The organism is Methanolinea sp. (assembly GCA_016699325.1).
Classification (GTDB): domain Archaea; phylum Halobacteriota; class Methanomicrobia; order Methanomicrobiales; family Methanospirillaceae; genus UBA9949.
On the sequence record CP064971.1, the window covers coordinates 1,569,508 to 1,592,449 of the forward strand.

Here is a 22,942-nt window from a genome sequence, read left to right on the forward strand (position 1 = left end):
TCCTGCAGGGTTCCGGCTCATTCGAAGAGACTTATGGTGCGCGCGATTTAGAGGGACCCCCGGGAAGGCTCAAGCCCGCCTCAGGTCGGCCTGTTAATGAAGATGGCTCGTTGCACGCGGATCTTTGTTTTCCGGCCGGGCAAGTAGCATCCGAAAGATGATGGATTGACTGTACCGCCTGATTGCATGTTTCCCGGAAGGGGCCTTCTCTTATATTCCCGCAATAGATCTTTTCCCGGAAACCGGGTGGAGGACCGATACCGGCACGACCCCGGGAGCGCCGGGATTCGTCCCGTCATAGGGCCGTTTTTTTTATCCCACCGGGGTTCTTCCTGCCCCTGCAAGGCCCCGGAGATACCGTTCCCGCCGGGCCACGTATGGGCCGGTATCTTTGCCGAACGGGACGTATTCCGACACCTGCCATCCGGCTGCTGCCATCTCCTGCTTGGTCTTGTCTGCCAGTCCCATCAGGAACCCGAACGTGATCCGGTCGCGGTGGGATTCCATCAGCGACATAATCTCCGGCAGGAGTGCCGGATCATGGGTGCCGACCTGGAAGGCCACCTCGAACCTGGCAGCCTCCCGCACCAGGTCAAACAGGCGGCTCCGGATCTCTTCCATGTCCTCCACGTCTCCGAGATAGGCGCCCTTGACAAACCGTGGGACAACCCCAAGGGCCAGGAGCAGGCGGAGATCCCCCGGTGAACGGAACAGGTAGGCCTGAAGGGCCAGGGTGAGCGGGAGGTTCTTTCTCGCGCAGAGGGCTGCGGCCTCGATGGTGGTCCCCACCAGATCCCGGCCTTCCATATCGATCTCGAAACCAACCCTGTTCTTCCGGGCTTCGCTGCAGAGCTCGTAGGTCAGCTCGATGGCAAGGTCCGGGTCAAAGAGGGCTCCAAGGGATGAGAGCTTGACTGAGACCGATGCCGCGAGGCTTTTTCCAGAGATAGCAGCAATGGTCTCCCGGTATAGTGCCGTGATGGTATCAGCCATTTCCGGTGTCCGGGTAGACTCTCCGAGTGCGTGGAGGGTGCAGGCTATCCTCTGCCGGTTCCGTTCACCGCACCAGGAAAGGGCGGCCGGAAGATCCGGGAGCGACCAGCGGTCCGCGTTCATTATAACACTGTTCATTCTGTATCAGGCCTTCTGAAGAGTGTCCATACCGCATACAGCATCGAGAGGCTTGTTGCAGGGAAAACGGGCGCAATGATATCCGGGGAAAGGATCCCCCTTGTACAGGCCAAAAAGAGCATAAAGTTTGTTCCGGTGGAATTGGTCTTTAGGGCCGGGCTGGTTTGGGAGATGGGAGGTGAACGATCGAACCATGACGCATGGCGCAGTTTGCATACTATCACATCCGGCCCGGTTCGCCGCCATCTGCCCCGGAGAAGTCCTTCTTTTCGAAGTCGTTGTACCAGCCCTGGAGCAGGGACGAGATCTGCTCTTCAAGTTCGGGCGGCACCTCCCGTTCACCTCCCTTCAGCGGGCACTGCTGCCAGAGCCTGAGCAGCACCGAGATTTGCTCGTCTTTCCGCTGTATCTCCTGCTCCAGTTCCCCGACCCTCCTTCGCAGTATCTGGTTCTCGAATGCAAGATCCTTTCCGCTAGCCCCTGCCCCCCTTAAGGTATCAATGTACATGTGGAGGGCAGAGTTGACCAGGTCGTCAGGGGTGCGACAGCCCTGCTTCCGGGAATGCTGCCGGATCGGTTCCTCGAGATCGGGATCGAGGGTGATGCAGAACGTCTTGTCGGCCATACCGCTGGATAAGATGGGAGAGTTCATCATGCTTTCTTCGAAAACCAGGGGGAATTCCTGCTTCATCCATGAAGTCCGGTTCAGTGCCGGTACCCTTAACCAGCGGGTCTGCCCGGGGAAGGAGTCTCCATCCGAAAGGTTTGAAAATCATTACATACCTGTCCCCGCACCATTCCTGTATGGAACTGCGCTGGGTGAAACAGGCGCGAAAGTCAGGCTGGAAGAGTGCCGGTGTGCTGCAAACGACTGGCGATCCGGGGGTGCTTTCGCGGTGAAAGTGCCGAATCTTCTGAGGGGACGCAATGCGCTCTGGAACAGCGCTATTGTCGGTTCGACAGTCGTTGCACTCGGGGTCAATCTTGCCGGACTCCTGACCGGGATCACGATCATCATCCCCCACCTCCTCTACATCCCGGTGGTCATCAGCGCCTACCGTTATCCGAAACGCGGGCTTATCCTTGCCGGGTGTATCAGCGGGGCCTATGCCCTAATGGTCGTTGCGGTTGTGGGAATGGCATCGCTGACCGTTGCCGAGGCGCTCATACGTGCCATGGTGGTCATCATCATCGGCGAGCTGGTTGCCCTCCTCACCCTTCGCCTGCGCACCCAGGAGCGCCTTTACCAGGGCCTCTTTGACAATTCAGAGGCGGGAAGCATTCTCATCCGGAATGAGGGAGGAACCTGGAAGGTTGAAGAGGCAAACTGGAATGCCGCAGCCCTGCTAAAGAGGGACCCTGCAGACCTCCGGGGTCAGCCCCTGACCACGTTCTGGAGCAGGCAGGAAGGGGAGGACATCCTCTCGCTCTTCTCCCGGCAGGGAAGAGTGTATGCCGTGGAGACCACGCTTTCGGCCGCTGATGGCGATGAGCAAAGAGTGCTTATCTCCATAGCGCGTATCCCCGAGAACCAGGCTGTTCTCACCTTTGTGGATATCACGAGGCGGGTTGCTGCCGAACAGGCACTCAAGAATGCCCGCGACAAGTTGCACCTCCTTTCCCGCATCTCCGGGGATCACCTCCACCGCACGGTCAAGGAGATGATCGAGATCCTCGATGCACCTGGGGCAGAAAGTATGGCGGCAGCACCAGCCGGGGTCCTGCCCCGGATCAGGGCTCTGGCCGGGACCCTGGCCCGCCACCTCTCCCTGACGGAGACGTACCAGGAACTCGGGACCCGGCCGCCCCAGTGGATCCCGGTTCAGAAAGCTCTCGAGTCCCTGGAACCGGCAGGGAAGAAAGGGGAGGTCTCTCTCCGGTTCTGGGTAGAGCGGCTCGAAGTCTATGCCGATCCACTCTTCCGGGATGTCCTCGGCCATGTGGTGGGTAATGCCTTCCGGCATGGAGGATCGCTTCAGAATATCCTGGTCACCTACCAGCGGATGGACGGAGGCCTTACGCTGATGATCGAAGATGATGGCGCCGGTATCCCTGCCGCCATGAAGGATACCATCTTCGAATACGACTCCGGGGGCCATGGCGGCCTTGGCCTCTTCATCTGTCGCCAGATCCTCGGTGTTACCGGGATGACCATGACCGAGATCGGAACAGAGGGGGCCGGTGCCCGGTTCGCTATCCACATCCCGGAAGGAAACTTCCGCATCGAAGGTGTTGGGGATGCGCCGCCATTCCCGGCCGGGGAGGCAGGCCGCGGCGCCCGCCTTTCAGGGGACGTCACTGTGCGGGAACTCACCTCTGCCGAGTTCACGGTTGCGGATGCCCTCTGGGTCGATTACCACTCCACTACCGGGAACCCGGCATCTGATCGGATCTTTGCAGCATTTATCAATGGGAATGCCGTATCGCTTGCCCGGTGCCGGAGGCACCCCGACGGCCTGGAAGTGGACGGGATTTTCACTCCTGAACGGCACCGTGGTCACGGGTATGCCAATGCCGCAGTCCAGGGACTTGTCGAGGCCTGCGGCCACGATCCCCTGTATATGCACTCCCTCAGGAATCTCACCGGGTTCTATGCCCGTTACGGGTTCGTGGCAATCCCGGAGGGAGCGCTCCCTCCTACCATACGGGAACGGTTCGCATGGGCACAGGGTGAGATGGAGCAAGCCAATGTCGCACCCATGATGCGGGAGCCAACCTGACAGAAAGTGCAATCCATATCCTCTTCTCTTGCCCTGGCCGGGGGTGGTGGATACCAGGATGGCTTATGAAATCCCTCTTCCTGGGCCGCCACAGGAATCCGATCCGGGTGTACAGCGCCAAGGGTTATATCCTGCAGGATCGATGGATCATCGTAGTGCCTATGAGTGACTCTATTATATTTTCCCGGGTATCCATCAGAAAGCCTGACGATGTGAACGTCATCCTCGGTCAGTCCCACTTCATCAAGACTGCAGAAGACCTCTACGAGGTGCTGACAGGGTCCGTTCCCGGCGCAAAATTCGGCCTTGCCTTCTGCGAGGCGTCCGCTGACCGCCTGGTGCGGGTGGAGGGGACCGCGGACGATTTGGCAGAACTCGCGGCGGAGAATGCCCGTGCAATCGGTGCCGGCCATTCATTTATCATCATGCTCCGGGACTGTTACCCCATCAACGTGCTGAATGCAGTCAAAGGCGTCCAGGAGGTATGCAACGTTTTCTGTGCCACTGCAAACCCGGTCGAGGTGGTCATCGCTGAGTCTTCCCTCGGCCGGGGGATCATGGGAGTCATCGATGGGTATCCACCCCTGGGTGTTGAAGGGCCAAAGGATGTGAAGAACCGGACCGACCTGCTGCGGAAATTCGGGTATAAACGGGGATAAACCGTTCGGAGGCGGCGGATACGCAAGATGCCAGCATGGTTCTAGATTACTTGCCGGTCTATGTGCGGACGCTCCAGAAATAAAAAACTCCATACCCGAGGAGAATGAGGATGACTCCATCGGCAACGATCGAGAGACCGGACCAGTTTCCCGGAGAGGTGGACGGGGGCAGGGATGATGTTGCAGCGAATATGGCGTACACCACAAATAATGCCGTTGCACTGATGAGGCCCACGGTATTCCTGTCCATGATGGTACACTCCGGGATTCAGGGCATCAGTTACCCTTGTGTCACAGTGCTATCTGCACCTGGTGGCTGACCGCGTCCATGACCACTCCGTCTTTCTCGATGGTGACGTTGACAAAGTATGTGCCGGCGCTGATACCGGCGCAGCTCGAGCAGGCAGGGAGCCGGAACTCTTCGGAGAACGGATTGGTTCCAGGCGTGAGGTTTGCTTCGATCTCGCGGGAAACGTGATAATTCCCGTACCGGTCTTCGATCCCCTCGATCTTCAGCAGGGTGTTGTCAAGTGTTCCTGATGAGGTCACTTCGATAGAGACCATCATCACCTCATTTGAGTGGTACAGATCTTTGTCGGTTGAAACAGAGTGAATATCTGGCAGGGTTGGACCCGAAGAGAAGGTGATTATGGCTATAGCCACCACTACGACCAGGATTATGGCAGCGATGACTAAGAGATCCCTTCGCATGGATCAATGTTTTTTAGCCAATCCTTATCAGTCCATTGGTAAGGAGGTGTCGCCAGCCAGGAGGCCAGAGGATCTGGTTTTGTTTTTCCACACTCCGCTGAGATGGACTTTGGAATTGCCACTCATTTCTCCCGGGATGCTACGGCCAGGCTGCCGGAACCGCTCCAGAATTGCCCGCCACCACCATAAACAATCGCTGGAAGTGGATGGAAACCTGGATCTCACCAGGGGAATCCGGTGAAATCCACGGTCCTGCCCGGGAACCATTTCAATCCCAGTATTTCCCTGCTGCCACATAACTCCGGCCGCATTTCTCGAAAAACTGCTGGTGGTGATCCTCGGCCCTCCAGAAGCGGGATGCGGGGAGAATTTTTGTGATAACGGGCCTGTTTCCGTATCCCCCGGACGCCTGTAGCCGGTTCCGGGAAGATTCAGCGGTTCGCTGCTGTTCTTCTGTGGAAAAGAATATAGCAGATAGCTCACAAGCCTCTTCGGCGGGCTCCGTGGGGTCTTGGATATTCCAGAATACTTCGAGAAGCTCATCGTAGTTGACCACTGCAGGATCAAAGGCAACCCGGACCGCCTCCACATGCCCGGTGGTGCCGGATCTTACCAGCTCGAAGTCCGGGTCCGGTATGGTTCCTCCTGTGTACCCTGTCTCGGTGCCCACGACCCCATCGATTTTCCTGAACGCAGCCTCAACATCCCAGAAACAGCCGGCAGCAAATATGGCGATTTCCAGGCCGGGATATGTTTGCATGGAGATGACGTCAGTTTATCTTCCTGATTGAAGTTCCGGTATTATCTCAAACCCTGGCGCAGTCGTAAAATATGGTTGGCGTCTAACCTTGGAGCATGCAGGGCAGGGTTCCGCCCGATGAACTTGAACGACGGATGCGCAGGTTCATCGATAGGATGGATATCGATAACCCCGAATGGGAATATGCAGCGCTGTTTAGAGGAGTCAACCTCTACTATTTCACCGGGACGATCCAGGATGCGATGCTCCTCGTTCCCCGTGACGGGGAGGCAGTTCTCTTTGTCCGGAGGAGCTACGAACGGGCGCTCGCCGAATCCTCCTTCCCCCGCATCGAGCCGATGCAAAGTTACCGGGACGCTGCGTCGGGTTCCCGGAACGTCCCGGACACCGTCTATCTCGAATCGGAATATGTTACACTGGGATTGTTCGAGCGGCTGCAGAAACATTTCGCGTTCTCCCGGGCAAGGCCTCTCGACCTGCAGGTCGGGAAGGTCCGGGCGGTGAAGAGCGCCTTTGAACTATCGCGCATGGAACAGGCCGGGGCGATACACGAACGGGTGCTCGAGAAATGTGTCCCCCTGATCCTCACCGAGGGGATGAGCGAGGCTGAATTCGGAACCATGGTCTATTCGGTGATGGTCCGCGAGGGGCACCAGGGGGTCGTACGGTTTGGCGGACTGGGAATCGAGATCGAAGTCGGGCAACTCGGTTTTGGTGAAAATTCGCTCTATCCCACAAGCTTTGACGGGCCGGGCGGGTGCCGTGGATTGTGTCCGGCAGCGCCCTTGCTCGGAAGCCGCGAGCGGACCCTGCACGAAGGAGATCTGGTCTTCATCGACAACGCCTGCGGATTCGAAGGATACCAGACTGATAAGACCATGAACTACATGTTCGGAAAGCCGATACCCGACAACGCCATCGCGATCCACCACCAGTGTGTCGATCTTCAAAACGAGCTCGCCACGCTCCTGAAGCCGGGGAATATTCCCTCCCGGATCTATTCCCAGGTAATGGGTGGCCTCAGCCCCGAGTTCCGGGAGAATTTCATGGGATATGGCAGCCGGCAGGCGCAGTTCCTCGGTCATGGGGTAGGGCTCCTGGTCGATGAAATACCGGTTATCGCCAGGGGGTTTGATGAACCCCTCGAGGAAGGGATGACCATTGCTCTCGAACCGAAAAAGGGAATCAGGGGGGTCGGAATGGTGGGAATCGAGAATACTTTCGTGGTGACACCGGGGGGTGGCAGGAGCATAACCGGGGACAGTACCGGTTTGATCCAGGTCTGGTGATGATTTGGAGAACTTCCTGTAATGAGTGGTTCTTCCGCGATCCACTCATAAACGAAAAAAGCGCCACCCCGCTTCCGAAAGGATACCATGGGGAGACTGGGGTAGATTTCGGGGACTGGATGCTCACTATCGGCTATGGATCTGGAGTCAAGTGCGCCCTAACCATCCTGCTGAGGCATATTGCATTTCGCTGATGAGACTATTACATCATCGATTCCGAGGACAAACCCCGTGAAACCTCCTCTCTGTATGACACAGGGGCACTCCGGGCAACTTCGATCAGGTGTTATCAGGCTAACTGGAGGTATTGGGGGGCCCTTTTCCTGGACTGTCAACCGCTGGCGAGTTCTTGCAGTGGTGCCATGGCCATGATGTCCTGAAAAATCAATCCACCCGTGGAGATATGGGGCCTCAAAGCCGGTTTGTTCTCTTCGAGTCCCTAAGAAGAATCGCTTCACCGCCGGCAGATGAATCTGCACGGACTTTACGTAAAGGTAGAACGATGCTCTCACCTGCATTGTAGACTACAAGCCAAACCCCGGCTTCATTTCGCCCTTTGCCTGGCAAAGGCTCGTGAGTGGTGTAAAAAACAGGTTCGATATGACCGATCCCTGGCAATTCAAAAATTTCTTATTCGTGCAATGAACCACTAGAATAACAGAAAACAGGTGGGAGGACATGAACGGGGAACCAAAAAGGAGTGGGAAAGACAGCGATGTCCATCATATCAGCAAGGCAAAGAAGAAGCAGCTGCAGAACCTCGCAAAGGAACACGGGACACCCATATTCGTGATCGATCATGAAAAGATACGGCAGAACTATCGCGAGTTCAAGAAGCTCCTGCCTCAGGTCCAGGTCTACTACGCGGTCAAGGCAAACTCGGATCGCGGCATTGTAAAGACGCTCTATGATATCGGCTGCAGCTTCGATGTTGCCTCCATGCCGGAGTTCATGATCGTCTATGAAAACATCAGGGATCTGCCGGACCACGAACGGCAGGACTGGATCTGGGACAAGATTATTTATGCAAACACCATCAAGCCCATCGAGACTCTCCAAGCCCTTGACCTGTATAAACCGCTCGTTACCTTCGATAACATCGAGGAGCTCAAGAAGATAAGGAAGCATGCCCCCCACGCGGGGCTGGTCCTGCGATTGCGCGTCCCCAATACCGGGTCGATGGTCGAACTCTCCTCCAAGTTCGGGGCCGACCCTGGTGAGGCGGTCGACCTGATCATCGAGGCCTTCAAAATGGGACTTGTTGTGGAAGGGATGAGCTTCCATGTCGGCAGCCAGTGCACCAACTTCAATAACTACGTCCAGGCCCTGAACCTGGCAGCAAACGTTCTCTCAGAGGTCGAGACCCGGACGGGACGAAAGATAAGAATCCTCGATATCGGCGGGGGATTCCCGGTAAAGTACCATCCCGGTGTCCTTTCCCTGCGGGTGCTCACGCGGAAACTGGATGCCGAATTGAAGAGGTTATTTGAGCCCGACATGCAGATCCTCGCTGAACCTGGGCGTTTTCTGGTAGCAAACTCCTGCACACTGGTCTCCAAGGTTATCGGGAAAGCGTTCCGTGACGGGAAACCGTGTTACTACATCAATGATGGAATCTACCATACCTACTCGGGGCAGGTTTTCGACCACTGCGTTTACCCGGTAAGGGCCTTTAAAGACGAGGAGACAACTATCTCGGCGGTATTTGGTCCAACCTGCGATGCCTTTGACACTATTACCCTCTCCGCCGAGCTCCCGGATCTCGAGATCGGGGATCTGGTCTATTCCGAGAACATCGGTGCCTATTCGATCGCCTCCTCCACCTACTTCAATGGATTTCCCCCGGCAAAAGTGGTGCACATCAACCAGTGATGGTCTATATAGGGAGAAGAGCCCCGCTCTCTCACGATTAGAAGAATAAAGGAAAAATCAAATCTGAAAAAAAGGATGGTCGGCCAGATGATAACTGGTTGAAAGCGTGCGGAGACCTTTCCAGTGGCGTTTGGTATATCCCGGCGTAGTGAGATTTCCCCTGTATTGTACCATTTTGCCGGCTAAAAAAAAGCCTGTTGAACACAGGTAGCCAGGAACAGGAAAAAGGCGTGGTGACAATTGGGATACCAGCATCCTGCTCTAACAGCAAGAGAATTCGTTGTATCTTTTTTTTTAGCATCCCCTCTCTGTGGTCTCTTCACACATTACTCACCAAGGCAAAGAGGCAACTTATCCCTGCCGTGTTCCACCTTCTTTTGAAAAAAACGAACATCGCCTTTATCCGGTCCCGGGCAGGTATCTTTTCTTCGACCTGCCTTTCGGATACTGGATCTTGGCCATCCGCCCCTGTATTTTTCTGAATAGTGCAATGCATGACCACTGCCCATGATAAAAAAAGGAGAAAGGATTTAATTTTTCAGGATACATGAAACAACAAAACCAGCATGTCAATCCAAATTAACATGGAGGGAAACCTGGTTTTATAATAAGATAATGCCACAGGAGAATTGACATGATGAAACATGGAATAATCACGATGCTTGTTGCCGGCTTGCTGGTAGCAGTAAGTTGCGCGGGATTTGTAGACGAACCGATTGAAATGAACAACCCCAACTGGACCGGATTCTCAAGAAGTTTTATGGAAAAATTAAGTCCGTTTGGTGAATTCAAGATTTATAATCTCTATGACGAGTTCTATCCTCCTCCGAAAATAACTACTCCTGAAAATGAAACACCTACCTGGAAACCGATTAAGATAGTGCCCGAGCCTCTGCCGATCACGAAGAAAGAATTATTCCAGTCCATGATAACAATTTCACCGCAAAAACAATCCCTGCTCCAGTCCCTTTCGGGCAGACCAATGTATTAATAGGATCCACAGGTATCCCATTTCCCTCATTATTTTATCATCATCTCGAATTCGCTTCCCGGGTCCCAGTACTCATTTGTGTGGAGTCAGCACAACGGTCATTACCGGTAAGCACCAAATATCGCAACTGAGATGATGTTCATATGACAACTATACGTTTTCTAGCAACCCTGGCCCTCGCCCTGGCGCTGTGTGTATGCTGCCTGCCGGCAGAAGCGACACTGCAATCGTTCACCTACCGGGGGTATGTTACACGTATCGACACTGAAAGCGGCAACCTCTCAATGCTGGCAACCCATCAGTGGCGGTGCACCTATGAGAACGGCACCGCCAGCTGTGGCTGGACCGGCATCACCCCGGTTCCTTTAATGGGAACCGTGCCTTCTGCTGCTGCCTTTTCCATGATCCTTTCCGGTCAGGTCATCGAAGCATCGAGCCTCGGCATGCCGGGCGGGCACTGGACGGGAATCGGAGTCCTCGCTCCTATCTATGCAGAGCAGGGATACTTCGGCACCGCACTGGTGGGTGATCCTGGCTCACTTCCTGTCCCCCTCATCGACGGCTATTCAGTCACTCCGGTGACCGAGCCCGATTGCCATACCTGTACAGGCTCGGTTTGTGAAGCAATCCTTGCCAGGATAACCGTCTCCAGGAACGGTGAAACCGTGGCGACGGCATCTCTTTATCCGGGTGATACATGCCTCTATCTTGATCAGGAAGACCAATCGGGTGTGAATGTAACCTTTATATCAGGCCAGGCATCTGCAGCACTCTGTCCGAATGCATCGCCGTTCATGACCGGGCCCCAGCCGATCTCTATCTTCACAGTCCTGGTTATCCCCCGTTCCGGAGAAGTATCGCCTTTCCCGGAAGCAAAAACCGGATCGGTATCAGTTCTCTCGGTTCCCTCCGGATCCCGGGTCTATCTCAACCATGAACTGGTAGGATCAACCCCCATAACCCGGCCAGGTCTCATGCCCGGTTCCTACGTGGTACGGGTGGAAAAAGAGGGATATCTCACCTGGGAAAAATCAATCACCATCCACCAGGGAAGCTCAAACATCCTGACTGCCGGTCTTGTATCCGGCTCTGGAAGCTTGAGCATCAAATCATTCCCCTGGAACGCCAGAATTCTGCTTGACGGGGAGATGAAAGGATATACTCCTCTGCTCATCCAGAACCTGCCAGTCGGGTCCCATGCTCTAGAGATCGAGAAGCCCGGTTACCAGACTGCAACAAAGACCGTTCAGGTACCGGCGGGAAGCATCGGGCTCGTGGTGATTACGCTTACTCCTGAAGCAACAGAAGAGTAGCAGCCTGTTTCAGGGATTTTTTTTAACCCGATGAATAATTACTGGTTTGTCATGAACACCTGGGAAATCCGGTTCCCGGATTTCCTTCTCTTAAATAATCTGATAACCAGCTTTAACCTACAATTCGAGGACAGAAAAAATATAAACGGAATCAATCCCGTGGGATTGAAAAAGGTCAGGCAAGAAACCTGGTTTCGATGGAGTCACATTCTGTTCTCATTCCGTGCACTCCTGGTTTTTTTTTCAAAGGACCCGGTTTGAGTTCTTGCAAACATCACAATCAGATCTACCTTTGTTCAACCCTGTTCCGGTGCCAAGCCTTCATAGTTACACCCCGGTTAAATCCAGAAAGTCCCTGTATCGTGTATCGTAGCCCTGGGCAATCACCCCGGCACCAAGCAGCGGGGCATCGCCCTTCAGCCCGGTCATGAGCATATCCGGCACTTTGAGATGGCGGTCGACAGTATCGATTATCGGTGGCAGCAGGAGATCAGCATTAGACCGTATCACGGAACCGTCAAAGACGATGAGTTCCGGATCGTAAGCGACGATGACATCGGAGACCGCCCTGGCGTTGATCCGGGCAAGGTCACGGAGGAACCGCATCACGTCATCATCACCCTCCCGGGCCGAGTGGAAGATATTTTCTGCTGTATCCGGACCCCAGTGGGGTTTACCATGGTAGTGGCACCACTGGGCAAAGAACCAGGGGAGGTACTTCCCGGATGCATATCCCTCCCAGTGCCCGGAATGCCCACAGCCGCAGACCAGATTGTAGGTGTCATCCACGTGGAAGTGGCCGATCTCGGCGGCGTTGCCGTCCCGTCCAAGCAGGATCCTGCCATCTGCCAGCACCCCCCCGCCTATCCCGGTGGAAATTGTTATATAAACCACGTTCTTCCTCCCTCTCGCCACACCATACGAGAGTTCACCGATGAGACCGGCATGGCAATCATTGACCATTCGGACAGGGATGCCGAACTGCTCTTCAAGCGAACCGGGCAGCGGCACATCACGGAAAGGCAGGTTTGGCGGATTGAGCAGTATCCTCCTCCTGATGTCGACCGGCCCTGCAACTGAAAGACCGATGCCCGAAAAACCGCGAAGGGCTCCGGTGCCGCATACCCGCCCGATCATGTCGGTGAGAAACCCGGTGAGGATGGCTGGATCGGCTCCCCCGGTCGGGGTCTTTGCTTCGATCTTTTCGAGCATAATGCCACCGTTGTCGAGGACTCCAACCCTCGTGTTTGTCGCTCCGAGATCAACGGCGACTACGCGCACCATGCCCGGTGGTTTGACCGGGAGGGCAATGAAGTTACCGAGGTACATCCAGTAAGGGGCTCAGGGAGCTAATCCCTGATGTCTAACTGATGAGAGCCGGTGAGGTGACTGTCGTATGATGATCTTCCGAAAGGGTTGAATACGAAGGAAGAAGGCTCGCACTGCCGGAGATCCGGCAGATCGCTGCAGAACCGCCCGGCATGTTTGTCTGGTCCGGCAATGAATTTTTCCTTGCCCGGGACAGGTACACCGCCCCAGACTTATGCGGGAGTGTTCCCGGTGACATCGAACCCTGGTCGGGCATCTGCCAGGGTTGAGAGTCTGAGGGTTGCAACACGGACCGCGGGATGCCGCGCTCAAAAGGGCCATTCTCTCCGTGGTTCCCGCTCCGGAGCAATTAAGGGATCCCGCGTATTTGAGGGAAGAGTCGCCGTCCTCTCCGGCAGCCTCTGGATCCGCCCCTGGATAGCGGCAGGGCTGCCAGGATCTCACCATCTCTCCCACGCATGGAAAGGCAGCAGCCCTGATGGAGTCATCCCGAACCATCGTGAAGTTCTCGGAACGAGATAGCCGTGAAGCGCTCTATGCCCGTGCTCCCGGTTATCCAGACCTCGCCCCGTCAACGCGACCACCACCGTCACCCAGTTCCTGATCACCCATCCTGGATGCGAGACCGGCTACAAGCGGGTTTTGTCCGGCCAGGAACAGGAAGCCGATGAGTTCTTCGGAGGGCTTGCCCGCTACCAATCCTTGCCCGGCCCCGGGCGTGAACTCAAACACGGTTTCACCAGCCTCCAGCGCCAGGCCCTACAGGACCAGACCTTGCCAGCCTGAATGCAACTCCCTCTCCCTGCCCTGCCGGGATCGTGCGCGCTGCCCGCGCAATACCGTCCTCTCTGCCAGTGCAGGACGGGGTCCGGGGACGATCGCTTCGGGAGGTTCCAGCCCGGTATTTCCCCCCGTAAATCGCCTATTACGATAAGAATACAATGCAATTCGGGACCGGGGATCAAGTCGGCCCTGCAGAATATAGCATGTACCAATGGTTATAAACGGTCTTTGCAAGGGTACTTAGATCAGAAACTACCGGACCGGGGATCCACGCCATGATAGAAGAAAAAGATGTAGAGCATATTGCGATGCTTGCTGATATCGGGATCACCAGAGAGGAACTGTCTGAGTTCACCATGCAGTTCAACGAGATTCTCGACCATTTTGATATTCTCGACAAGGTGGAAGGAACCGTGACGTTCGAACATGAACATGCCACTGTCTTCCGGGAGGACGAGATCGAGCCGTCTCTTCCGCAGAACGAGGCGTTGTTTAACTCCCCTGACACCGAAGACGGATTCTTCCGGGCACCACGGGTGATGTGAGTGACCTCCGTTACCTTCTCGCCCGATGACCGGTACAACGCCTTCATCACCACGCTTTCGACCGCGGAGACTGGTGCCGGGAAGCTCTCTGGAACCCTGGTTGCTATCAAGGACAACATCTCCACCCGGGGGATCCCTACCACCTGCGCCAGCCGGATCCTTACCGGCTATGTTCCCCCATACGATGCCCACGTTGTCACACTGCTGAAACGGGAAGGAGCGGCCATTGTCGGAAAGACCAACATGGACGAATTCGGGATGGGTAACACAACAGAGAGTTCTGTCTTCGGTCCAACCTTAAACCCGGTCGATCCCTCCCGGGTGCCTGGAGGATCATCAGGGGGGAGCGCTGCAGCGGTCGCCTCCGGTATGGTCAGGATGGCGCTGGGGACCGACACCGGAGGCTCCATCCGCTGTCCGGCCGCATTCTGCGGCATCGTTGGGCTCAAGCCAACCTACGGACGGGTCTCCCGTTACGGGCTGATCGCCTATGCCAATTCGCTCGAGCAGATTGGGCCTATGGCCAGGACCGTTGAAGACGTCTCTCTCCTCATGGAGGTTCTTACCGCATATGACCCCAGGGATTCGACGGCCATCTCATGCCCCTATCGCCATATCCCCAATCCCTCAGTCACCGGTGTGAAGATCGGGGTCCCTGAAGAGTTCTTTGGAGAAGGCGTGGACCCCCGGGTTGCCGCAGTGGTCTGGAAAGCCATAACCCGGCTTGAGGGCGATGGAGCCGAGATCGTGGCCTGCCGGATGCCGAGCATGACCTTTGCACTCGCCGCCTACTACGTTACCTGCACGAGCGAGGCGAGCTCTAACCTGGCACGTTTTGACGGGATTCGCTATGGTCCTCCGGCCGACACGAAACGGCCCTGGCACGAAGCATACCAGGAGCGGCGGCGGGAGGGGTTCGGGACCGAGGTCCGGCGCCGGATCATACTCGGGACCTTCGCCCTCTCCTCAGGATATTACGGTAAGTACTATGCAAAGGCCCAGGCAGCCCGCCAGCAGGTGCGCGAGGACTTTGTCAGGTTGTTCCGGACCGTCGACGTGATCGCCGGGCCGACCATGCCTACCGTTGCCTTCCGGTTCGGGGAGAAGAGCGACCCGCTCTCCATGTACCTCTCTGATGTCCTGACCTCTCCTGCCAACCTGGCCGGGGTTCCGGCAATATCAGTTCCCTGCGGGACCCAGGACGGACTCCCGGTAGGCCTCCAGGTCATGGGCCCGTGGTTCAGGGATGAAAAGGTGATCGATGTGGCCGCTGCCTATGAACATGGGGGAACGGCATGAAGACCATCATTGGCCTCGAGATTCACTGCCAGCTCGACACCAAGACCAAGCTCTTCTGCGGCTGTTCGACCGATTACCGCGATGATGAACCAAACACCCATGTCTGCCCCATCTGCCTCGGCCTGCCGGGATCGCTCCCGCGGGTGAACCGGATGGCGGTGGAATATGCGCTGCGGGTCGGAAAAGCCCTTAACTGCCGGATCGTAGCCGAAGCCGAGTTTGCCAGGAAGAATTACTTCTACCCCGACCTGAACAAAGGGTTCCAGATCACCCAGTACGACAAGCCTGTTGCCGTGGAGGGATATCTTGACATCGAGGGGGACTATGGCGAAAAACGGGTTCGGATCACCCGGGTACACATGGAAGAGGATCCCGGCAGGCTGGTCCACAAGGGAGGCGCCGACCGGCCCAAGTATACCCTGGTCGACGATAACCGGGCCGGGATCCCCCTGATCGAGATCGTCACCGAGCCAGACCTCAGATCGCCGAAAGAAGCCCGCAAGTTTCTCACCAAGCTGCGGGCAACCCTGGAATATCTCGGTGTCTTTGACAGCGAGAAGGAAGGGTCGCTCCGGGTCGATGCCAACATCTCTCAGGAAGGCCACGAGCGGGTGGAAGTCAAGAACATCTCCTCGTTCAAAGGCGTTGAGAAGGCACTCACCTTCGAGATAACGAGGCAGCGCAACGCCATCCGGCGGGGACAGCGGATTGCACGGGAGACCCGGCACTTTGTCGAGGCACGAGGGGTCACTACCTCATCCCGGAGCAAGGAGATGGAACAGGACTACCGCTACTTCCCGGAACCGGACCTCCGGCCGTTTCGATTATGCGAGTGGGCAGCGGAGATCGTTCTACCCGAGCTTCCGGACGCAAGGCGGGCGCGGTTTGTGAAGCAGTACGGCTGCTCGCAGGACCATGCCCGGACCCTGACCGGCGAGCTGCGGCTTGCCGAGTTCTACGAGCAGGTTGCCGGTATCGACACGGCGCTTGCTGCCACCTGGGTCGCTGACACCCTGCTCGGGGAACTCAACTACCGGGACATGAGCATCAAGCTCGTCCCCCCCGGGCATTTCCGGGAGCTCCTGGGGCTGCTTAAGGAGGGGAGCATCACCGACAAGAGCGGCGTTGAAGTATTACGGGTGCTGCTTGACCAGTTGAAGGAGTGCGGTACGTGCGAGGGGGCAAGGGAATGTGTCGACCGCCTGAGACTCCGGGTTATTTCTGCCACACCCACGCTCTCCGGTGAGGATCCGATCGTGAAAGCAGCACAGGAAGCCATCGCCGAACAGCCCCAGGCGGTCGCCGATTTCCAGGCCGGGAAGAAAGAGGCATTGAACTTCCTGGTCGGCCAGGTGATGAAAAAAACCCGCGGCTGCGCCAAGCCAGGCGATGTGAACAAGGTTCTCTCGGATCTGCTCGAGGAGGCGTAGTGTCCTGATGCACCTGATCGTGGCCGAGAAGAACATTTCTGCACGCCGCATCGCCGCCATTCTTGCCGGACACGAGAAGCTCCGGGAATCCCGCGATGCAGGGGTCCCGGTCTACCGGTTTGACGACTGTGCCGTTATAGGGCTCCGGGGTCACGTTGTCGAGGTCGATTTCGAGGAAGGTTATACCAACTGGCGAAGCCGGGAGAAGACCCCGCGGAGCCTGATCGATGCCCGGACCATCAAGGTACCAACTGAGAAGAGGATCGTCCAGCTTCTCCAGAAGCTTTCCCGGCAGGCCGATAGGGTAACAATCGCCACCGATTTTGACACCGAGGGGGAGCTGATCGGCAAGGAGGCATACGAACTTATCCGGGAGGTTAACCCGAAGGTGATGGTGGACCGGGCCCGGTTCTCCGCGATCACCCCGGATGAAATCCGGGGAGCCTTTGCGAAGACCACCACAATTGATTTCGACCTCGCTGCTGCTGGTGAAGCCCGGCAGGTGATCGACCTGATGTGGGGGGCATCCCTTACCCGGTTCATCAGCCTTGCCGCCCGGAGGGGTGGGGCAAACATCCTCTCTGTTGGCCGGGTGCAGAGCCCGACGCTGGCCATGATTGTCGACCGGGAGAAGGAGATCGAATCATTTGTCCCCCAGACTTACTGGGAGCTATCACTCTCCACCGAGAAGGATGGGGAGATGGTTGAAGCCAGGCACCAGACCACCCGGTTCTGCGACAAGGAAGCAGCAACCTCCGCATTGGAACGGACCCGGGAACCCCTGGTGGTGACCGAGGTGAAGGAAGGGACGCGGACCGAGAAGGCCCCCTTCCCGTTCGACACCACCGGCTTCATCGTAGCTGCCGCCCGCCTTGGGTTTCCGGCAGCCAGTGCTATGCGGGTGGCCGAGGACCTGTATATGAACGGGTACATCTCTTACCCCCGCACCGACAACACCGTTTATCCTGCAACTCTCGACATCCAAGGAATTCTTACCGCACTCCAATCGACCGAGTTTGCGGAGGACATCTCCTGGGTGATGGCCAACCGCCGTGTCTCCCCTGCCCGGGGCAAGAAATCTTCGACCGACCACCCGCCAATCCATCCTACTTCAGCCGCTACCAGGGCATCGCTTGGCGAGGAGCGGTGGAAGATCTACGAGCTGGTAGTACGCCGGTTCCTGGCCACCCTCTCGCCGGACGCACAATGGCGGACCATGAAGGTGAACTTCGATGCCGGCGGCGAACCCTACACCGCTACGGGAGGCCAGCTCACCAGTCCTGGATGGCGGTACGTCTATCCCTACAGCAGCGCAAAAGAGTATATCCTCCCGGCAATGAGGGAGGGAGAACGGCTCCCGATCCGGCAGGTGGATCTCGAAGAGAAGGAGACCCAGCCCCCGCCCCGATACAGCCAGAGCAAGCTGATCCAGCAGATGGAGGAGCTCGGGCTCGGCACCAAGAGTACCCGGCACGAAGTGATCCAGAAACTCCTCTCCCGGAAGTATGTCGAGGGAACCCCGCTTCGTCCTACCCTGGTGGGGCGGGCGGTTACCGAATCGCTCGGGAACCATGCCGATACCATCACCCGGCCGGCCATGACCCGGACCCTCGAAGAGCACATGGAACAAATCAAGGCCCGGAAGCGGACCAGCAGCGATGTGATCACCGAGTCACGCGGCATGCTCCACGCAGTCTTCAACCAGCTGGAAGCCCATGGGGCTGAAATAGGGTCCGAGATCATGGAGCAGACCGCAGAAGAACAGACACTTGGGCCCTGTCCGGTCTGCGGCCGCGACCTCCGAATACGGCAGCTCCGGAACCAGACCCAGTTTATCGGCTGCACCGGATACCCGGAGTGCAGCTTCAATATTGGCTTGCCGGCTGCTATGTGGGGCAAAGCGCTTAGGACCGATAAGAAGTGCCCGGTGCACGGGCTCTACCACGTCAGGCTGGTGCGGAAAGGCAACCGACCCTGGGAGATCGGCTGTCCCCTCTGCCACCATATCGAGTCGAACCGTGAGGCGTTCACCTTCATGCCGTCTCTTTCTTCGGCACACCGCGAAGCCCTGTTCGCCCACCACATCTATACTGTCTCCGAGTTAGCCGGAACCACTCCTGGACGGTTGTCCGAGATTCTCAATGTGAGCCATGATACCGCGCAGACCCTCCTTCGGGAAGCCGGGGATGCTCTCACCCTCCTGCGGCGCCGGACCGACTGCCGCAAGCTCGTCCGCAGAATGCTCGCCCCCAAGAAGGGGAGAAGCCCGGCAAAGATCATCCGCCAGCTCCAGGATGCAGGGATCAACGATGTAACGGGTCTTGCCGGTGCCGATCCCGCGTTCTTGAAAAAACTGGGTATCAGTGAGAAGGAGAGCGACTCCATCCTCCGGGAAGCAAAGATGGTGGAAAACGAACAGTTCCTCAGGAATGCCGGGATCCCGGCGGTGAGCATGAAGAAATATTTCGCTGCCGGCATCTATTCCCCGGAGGATTTCCTCTCCGGCCACCCGGTCTGGCTCTCCGGAGTTGTCGGACTCTCCCTTGATACCGTCCAGCGCCACGTTGAGATGGTGGCACGGGCGAAGGGGCAGACCCCTCCGGTGAAGTACTCAAAAGGGCAGGTAGCTCGTGGCAGCGCAGAGCTCCGCTCTCTCCCGGGTATGACCGAACCGTTGATCGGGCAGTTGCAGAAGATGGGGATCATCAGCGGCACCCTCTTTCTCGCTGCGGATCCCGCGACCCTTGCTGCACAGTGCGGTATCCCGGAAGGGAAAATTAAAGCCTGGCAGGCAGTGTTACAGGAAAGGGAGAAGAAGGCCCGCAATGATATTATTGTGATCTGAGGCCCTGACGATGCACACTAAATGGAAGAACTGGGTCCATGTGACCAAACTCGATCCCGACAAGACCCTGCCTCCGGGAATCGTCAGCGAGATCGCCGCAAGCGGGACCGATGCACTCATGCTTTCGGGAACTCTCAATGTCACCCTCGAGAACCTTGAGAGACTCCACCGGGAAGTCGCCGTATCGGGCCTCCCCCTGGTCATGGAACCGGCCAGCCCAGAGGCGGTCCTGGCAAACGGAATCGATCTCCTGTTTGTCCCAAGCGTCCTCAACTCATCCGAGGTCCAATGGATCGTTGGGAAGCACCGGGACTGGATCCTCCACAACAACCGTATTGACTGGGAGCGGGTGATTCCCGAGGCCTATATCGTGCTCAATCCGGATTCTGCGGTCGGGAAAGTTACACGGTCGAACTGCATGCTCTCTCCTGCGGAAGTCGCATCCTATGCCATGGTTGCCGACCGTTACTTCAGGTTTCCTATCGTGTACATCGAGTATTCCGGCATGTACGGGAATCCTGCCGCGGTGAAGGCGGCATCGGAAGTAATCGACTCTGCAGTCCTGTACTATGGCGGCGGGATCAATTCGGGCCAGCGGGCAGCGGAGATGGCCAAGTACGCCGATACCATCGTGGTCGGTAATGCCGTCTATGACCGGTGTATCGATGTTCTGAAAGAGACGGTGAAAGCGGTCCAGTAGGCCATCGATGCCCGAGATCGATATTGTCCTGGTTGCCCCCCTGTACGAAGGTAATGTGGGATTTGCCGCGCGGGTAATGAAGAATTTCGGGTTTTCCCGCCTGGTGCTGATCGATCCCTGCACGCTGGGCCTGGAAGCCCGGGCCCGGGCGGCGCATGCAGGCGATGTGCTTGATTCTGCCGAGATACTTACCCTCGAAGAAGTTTTCTCGCGAAGTGATCTTGTAATCGCTACCACCGGTGAGGTGAGCAAATCGGTCTGCACCCCAATGCGGATGCCGTACTTCCAGCCGTCCGAGATCCGGGACATCATCGCCGACATCGATGGCCGGATCGCCGTTCTCTTTGGACGGGAGAACTGGGGGCTGAACAACGATGAAATCTTCAGGAGCGATGTTATCTGCACCATCCCTGCATCAGCTGATTATCCCATCCTTAACCTATCCCACGCCGTGGGCATCATCTGCTACGAGTTCTCACGCCTTTCGCGCGGTGACTACCTGCTCGCATCACGCGAAGAGATGGACCATCTCTATGCCCATATCGATTCTTACCTGGACAAGATCGACCATCCGTTGTTCAAGCGCCAGCCGACCATGCTCCTGATCCGCCGGGTGCTGGGGAGGACGAAACTCACCGCCAGGGAGGCGAGCACCCTGCATGGCCTGATGCGGCGGTCCGAGTGGCATTTCAATCCTGCGGCGTTCGTGCGAAAGAAGGCGCAGGATGAGGATTAACTTCATGGGTGTTCCGGGTTTGCAATACAGAGTTTGTTATTTCGTCCATCACAATGCAGGATGAGGATTAACTTCAGGAGTATTCCGGGTATCCCGGCGCATTTCCTGGATTGCCTGCCTGTATCCGCAGCCGGATATCTTCCCAATCCGGGGATCGCAGAACAATGTTCCGGATACCCACCACGGCTTTAAATACATCTCTCTCACACCCCTCATCATATGCAGCCTCTCGCTTCTTTTCTTCTTGCAGGAGCCCTCGTCCTGTTGCTCCTCTCCTGTGGGTGCACGACCCCTCTCCCCATAACCCCTACGCCCACCCAGACCCTGGCAACGACCACGATGCCGACTGCGACCCCGCTTTCCACTCCACCGCCCCAGGCAACCCTCTTCGGGGTGACCTGGTACCTGATCTCAATGCGTAGCGGAGCCAGCAGCAATGTTTTGCCGGGGACCGAGATAACGGCCTTCTTCGACGGGCATGGGAAGGTGTATGGTTCATCGGGATGCAACCAGTATACTGCTTCCTACTCAGGGCTTCTGAACAACCTTGCCATCGGGACTCCGTCAACGACTGATATGAAATGCCTTTCCCCGCCGGGCACCATGAGCCAGGAGAGCCTCTACCTTATCATTCTCCAGGGCGCCTCGCGGTTCAAGATCGAGAAAAACATCCTGACTATCATGGATAGCAACGGGAATACCATCCTCACCTACTCCCTCAGCCCTCCCAGAGAACTAACCCCTGCTCCGTTGATCGGAAGCACCTGGTTCCTCAACTCGTTCGTTGATGCAGAAGGGAACTTCTATACCAAGGGGCAGTCCCACCCTATCTCCCTTCATCTCACCAACGACAATAAGCTCAATGGTAACGCCGGGTGTAACGACTATTCCGGCTCCTTTGCGGTGAGCGGGAGTACCATCTCCATCAACGCCTTTGCAACCACGGCCAGGTCATGCGATGAGTCAGAGGTCATGGAGCTCGAGAAGACCTATCTCGCTGTGCTGCCACAGATAATGCTATACCAGATATCCGGCAACGAGCTTACTCTCTCGGATGGGACCGGGAAGATCAGCATGATTTACGATACCATGCCGTGACTGCGAAACACCTTCTTTTCTTTCCTATCCCCGTCAACCTCGACAACCCTGTCGGCCTATCCCCTGGAGCCATCATTCTCCATCTCCCTTCAGGCACTCTCATTACCTTTCATTCCCCATAGTTTACACGAATGATCCTCGTTGACTGGCAGATCCTGGACCGTGTCGCCAGGGGATTTATCTGCGTCGACCCCTTCGAGTCGTCTCTCGTGCAGCCAAACTCGCTCGATATCCGGCTCGGCAACCACTTTGTATGGTACGAAGAGAGCGGAGAGGTGATCGATCCCTACCGGCAAGAAACCATCGCCAGCGGTACGCGAGAGTGCATCACTGACTCGGTTGTGATCGCTCCCGGACAGTTCATGCTGGCCGAGACCATGGAGGTGATCGGCCTCCCGGACAATATCGTGGCTAGTATCGAGGGCAAGAGCAGCATCGCCCGTCTTGGAGTAGAACTCCACCAGACCGGAGGGTGGATCGATGCCGGGTTTCGGGGTTCAATCACCCTTGAGATGTGCAACGTCAACGCCCGCCCCGTCCGGGTCTATGCTGGAATGCCCATCGGCCAGCTGGTTTTTTATACCACCGAGCGGGCTGCCGAGCCCTACAACCGGAAGCCCGGGGCGAAGTACATGGACCAGCGGCAGGCTACTCTCTCCCGCTACCATAAGAACCCCGTGCCTGAAGGGTTATGACCAATGAAAAAAAGACAGAGTAAGGACAACGGTTAT

Annotated in this window: 21 protein-coding genes; 14 read left to right on the top strand and 7 right to left on the bottom strand. The window is 56.9% G+C overall.

All coding sequences use genetic code 11. The features are described from left to right. Positions 1-312 precede the first annotated feature (312 nt). Both IPI71_08255 and IPI71_08260 read right to left on the bottom strand, forming a co-directional pair. Entirely contained in the window at positions 313-1,131 is an 819-nt protein-coding gene (locus IPI71_08255; GenBank protein QQR70643.1) for a proline dehydrogenase family protein, read from the bottom strand. A gap of 220 nt (positions 1,132-1,351) precedes the next feature. After that, positions 1,352-1,756 carry a hypothetical protein gene (locus IPI71_08260; protein ID QQR70644.1) on the bottom strand — a complete coding sequence of 135 codons (405 nt, stop codon included), beginning with the start codon at positions 1,754-1,756 and terminating at the stop codon, positions 1,352-1,354. Here IPI71_08260 and IPI71_08265 point away from each other — a divergent pair. Both IPI71_08265 and IPI71_08270 read left to right on the top strand, forming a co-directional pair. Next, the gene (locus tag IPI71_08265; GenBank protein ID QQR70645.1) at positions 1,734-3,851 is read left to right on the top strand and encodes a PAS domain-containing protein; all 2,118 of its coding nucleotides are present in this window, start codon (positions 1,734-1,736) and stop codon (positions 3,849-3,851) included. The two genes, IPI71_08260 and IPI71_08265, sit on opposite strands and share 23 nt — an antisense overlap. Positions 3,852-4,024: 173 nt before the next feature. Beyond that, the gene (locus IPI71_08270; GenBank protein QQR71996.1) at positions 4,025-4,510 is read left to right on the top strand and encodes an adenosine-specific kinase; all 486 of its coding nucleotides are present in this window, start codon (positions 4,025-4,027) and stop codon (positions 4,508-4,510) included. A gap of 58 nt (positions 4,511-4,568) precedes the next feature. Here IPI71_08270 and IPI71_08275 read toward each other — a convergent pair whose 3' ends face one another. The 3 genes from IPI71_08275 to msrA form a co-directional block, all read right to left on the bottom strand. Next, on the bottom strand, positions 4,569-4,760 hold the full coding sequence (locus IPI71_08275; protein ID QQR70646.1) for a hypothetical protein: 192 nt from the start codon (positions 4,758-4,760) through the stop codon (positions 4,569-4,571). Positions 4,761-4,801: 41 nt separating this feature from the next. Continuing rightward, positions 4,802-5,221, bottom strand: a complete 420-nt coding sequence (locus IPI71_08280) for a hypothetical protein (GenBank protein ID QQR70647.1) — start codon at positions 5,219-5,221, stop codon at positions 4,802-4,804. Between the two features lie 268 nt (positions 5,222-5,489). Next, positions 5,490-5,981, bottom strand: a complete 492-nt coding sequence (msrA, locus tag IPI71_08285) for a peptide-methionine (S)-S-oxide reductase MsrA (GenBank protein ID QQR70648.1) — start codon at positions 5,979-5,981, stop codon at positions 5,490-5,492. 95 nt (positions 5,982-6,076) lie between these two features. Here msrA and IPI71_08290 point away from each other — a divergent pair, with 95 nt between their 5' ends. The 4 genes from IPI71_08290 (at position 6,077) to IPI71_08305 (ending at position 11,446) form a co-directional block, all read left to right on the top strand. Then, positions 6,077-7,270, top strand: coding sequence for an aminopeptidase P family protein (locus IPI71_08290; GenBank protein ID QQR70649.1), 1,194 nt, complete (start codon positions 6,077-6,079; stop codon positions 7,268-7,270). Positions 7,271-7,948: 678 nt separating this feature from the next. Then, positions 7,949-9,142, top strand: coding sequence for a type III PLP-dependent enzyme (locus IPI71_08295; protein ID QQR70650.1), 1,194 nt, complete (start codon positions 7,949-7,951; stop codon positions 9,140-9,142). A gap of 634 nt (positions 9,143-9,776) precedes the next feature. Then, positions 9,777-10,133, top strand: a complete 357-nt coding sequence (locus tag IPI71_08300) for a hypothetical protein (protein ID QQR70651.1) — start codon at positions 9,777-9,779, stop codon at positions 10,131-10,133. A 143-nt stretch (positions 10,134-10,276) separates the two neighbouring features. Further along, entirely contained in the window at positions 10,277-11,446 is a 1,170-nt protein-coding gene (locus tag IPI71_08305) for a PEGA domain-containing protein (protein QQR70652.1), read from the top strand. 327 nt (positions 11,447-11,773) lie between these two features. Here IPI71_08305 and IPI71_08310 read toward each other — a convergent pair whose 3' ends face one another. Together IPI71_08310 and IPI71_08315 are read right to left on the bottom strand one after the other, a co-directional pair. Further along, on the bottom strand, positions 11,774-12,730 hold the full coding sequence (locus tag IPI71_08310; protein QQR71997.1) for an ROK family protein: 957 nt from the start codon (positions 12,728-12,730) through the stop codon (positions 11,774-11,776). 597 nt (positions 12,731-13,327) lie between these two features. Then, positions 13,328-13,507 (bottom strand): hypothetical protein, encoded by a 180-nt coding sequence (locus IPI71_08315; protein ID QQR70653.1) that lies wholly within the window; start codon positions 13,505-13,507, stop codon positions 13,328-13,330. Between the two features lie 326 nt (positions 13,508-13,833). On the opposite strand from IPI71_08315, the gene gatC reads away from it, so the two are divergent. The 8 genes from gatC (at position 13,834) to dcd (ending at position 22,906) form a co-directional block, all read left to right on the top strand. Further along, complete coding sequence (gatC, locus tag IPI71_08320) at positions 13,834-14,103, top strand: Asp-tRNA(Asn)/Glu-tRNA(Gln) amidotransferase subunit GatC (GenBank protein ID QQR70654.1); 270 nt, start codon at positions 13,834-13,836, stop codon at positions 14,101-14,103. Next, positions 14,104-15,402, top strand: coding sequence for an Asp-tRNA(Asn)/Glu-tRNA(Gln) amidotransferase subunit GatA (gene gatA / locus IPI71_08325; GenBank protein QQR70655.1), 1,299 nt, complete (start codon positions 14,104-14,106; stop codon positions 15,400-15,402). After that, positions 15,399-16,832 carry an Asp-tRNA(Asn)/Glu-tRNA(Gln) amidotransferase subunit GatB gene (gene gatB / locus IPI71_08330; GenBank protein ID QQR70656.1) on the top strand — a complete coding sequence of 478 codons (1,434 nt, stop codon included), beginning with the start codon at positions 15,399-15,401 and terminating at the stop codon, positions 16,830-16,832. Before gatA ends, gatB begins: the two co-directional genes overlap by 4 nt. Positions 16,833-16,839: 7 nt before the next feature. Continuing rightward, entirely contained in the window at positions 16,840-19,677 is a 2,838-nt protein-coding gene (locus IPI71_08335; GenBank protein QQR70657.1) for a DNA topoisomerase I, read from the top strand. Positions 19,678-19,687: 10 nt separating this feature from the next. Continuing rightward, positions 19,688-20,377, top strand: a complete 690-nt coding sequence (locus tag IPI71_08340; protein ID QQR70658.1) for a phosphoglycerol geranylgeranyltransferase — start codon at positions 19,688-19,690, stop codon at positions 20,375-20,377. 7 nt (positions 20,378-20,384) lie between these two features. Continuing rightward, positions 20,385-21,113, top strand: a complete 729-nt coding sequence (locus tag IPI71_08345; protein ID QQR70659.1) for an RNA methyltransferase — start codon at positions 20,385-20,387, stop codon at positions 21,111-21,113. Positions 21,114-21,332: 219 nt separating this feature from the next. Further along, complete coding sequence (locus IPI71_08350; protein QQR70660.1) at positions 21,333-22,211, top strand: META domain-containing protein; 879 nt, start codon at positions 21,333-21,335, stop codon at positions 22,209-22,211. 131 nt (positions 22,212-22,342) lie between these two features. Next, positions 22,343-22,906 carry a dCTP deaminase gene (dcd, locus tag IPI71_08355; GenBank protein QQR70661.1) on the top strand — a complete coding sequence of 188 codons (564 nt, stop codon included), beginning with the start codon at positions 22,343-22,345 and terminating at the stop codon, positions 22,904-22,906. Positions 22,907-22,942: the final 36 nt, after the last annotated feature.

Coding starts and splice junctions, on each gene's coding strand:
- IPI71_08255 (QQR70643.1), bottom strand. CDS start 1,131: ATGAACAGTGTTATAATGAACGCGGACCGCTGGTCGCTCCCGGATCTT.
- IPI71_08265 (QQR70645.1), top strand. CDS start 1,734: ATGCAGAACGTCTTGTCGGCCATACCGCTGGATAAGATGGGAGAGTTC.
- IPI71_08260 (QQR70644.1), bottom strand. CDS start 1,756: ATGGCCGACAAGACGTTCTGCATCACCCTCGATCCCGATCTCGAGGAA.
- IPI71_08275 (QQR70646.1), bottom strand. CDS start 4,760: ATGGACAGGAATACCGTGGGCCTCATCAGTGCAACGGCATTATTTGTG.
- IPI71_08280 (QQR70647.1), bottom strand. CDS start 5,221: ATGCGAAGGGATCTCTTAGTCATCGCTGCCATAATCCTGGTCGTAGTG.
- msrA (QQR70648.1), bottom strand. CDS start 5,981: ATGCAAACATATCCCGGCCTGGAAATCGCCATATTTGCTGCCGGCTGT.
- IPI71_08290 (QQR70649.1), top strand. CDS start 6,077: ATGCAGGGCAGGGTTCCGCCCGATGAACTTGAACGACGGATGCGCAGG.
- IPI71_08295 (QQR70650.1), top strand. CDS start 7,949: ATGAACGGGGAACCAAAAAGGAGTGGGAAAGACAGCGATGTCCATCAT.
- IPI71_08300 (QQR70651.1), top strand. CDS start 9,777: ATGATGAAACATGGAATAATCACGATGCTTGTTGCCGGCTTGCTGGTA.
- IPI71_08305 (QQR70652.1), top strand. CDS start 10,277: ATGACAACTATACGTTTTCTAGCAACCCTGGCCCTCGCCCTGGCGCTG.
- IPI71_08310 (QQR71997.1), bottom strand. CDS start 12,730: ATGGTGCGCGTAGTCGCCGTTGATCTCGGAGCGACAAACACGAGGGTT.
- gatC (QQR70654.1), top strand. CDS start 13,834: ATGATAGAAGAAAAAGATGTAGAGCATATTGCGATGCTTGCTGATATC.
- gatB (QQR70656.1), top strand. CDS start 15,399: ATGAAGACCATCATTGGCCTCGAGATTCACTGCCAGCTCGACACCAAG.
- IPI71_08335 (QQR70657.1), top strand. CDS start 16,840: ATGCACCTGATCGTGGCCGAGAAGAACATTTCTGCACGCCGCATCGCC.
- IPI71_08340 (QQR70658.1), top strand. CDS start 19,688: ATGCACACTAAATGGAAGAACTGGGTCCATGTGACCAAACTCGATCCC.
- IPI71_08345 (QQR70659.1), top strand. CDS start 20,385: ATGCCCGAGATCGATATTGTCCTGGTTGCCCCCCTGTACGAAGGTAAT.
- IPI71_08350 (QQR70660.1), top strand. CDS start 21,333: ATGCAGCCTCTCGCTTCTTTTCTTCTTGCAGGAGCCCTCGTCCTGTTG.
- dcd (QQR70661.1), top strand. CDS start 22,343: ATGATCCTCGTTGACTGGCAGATCCTGGACCGTGTCGCCAGGGGATTT.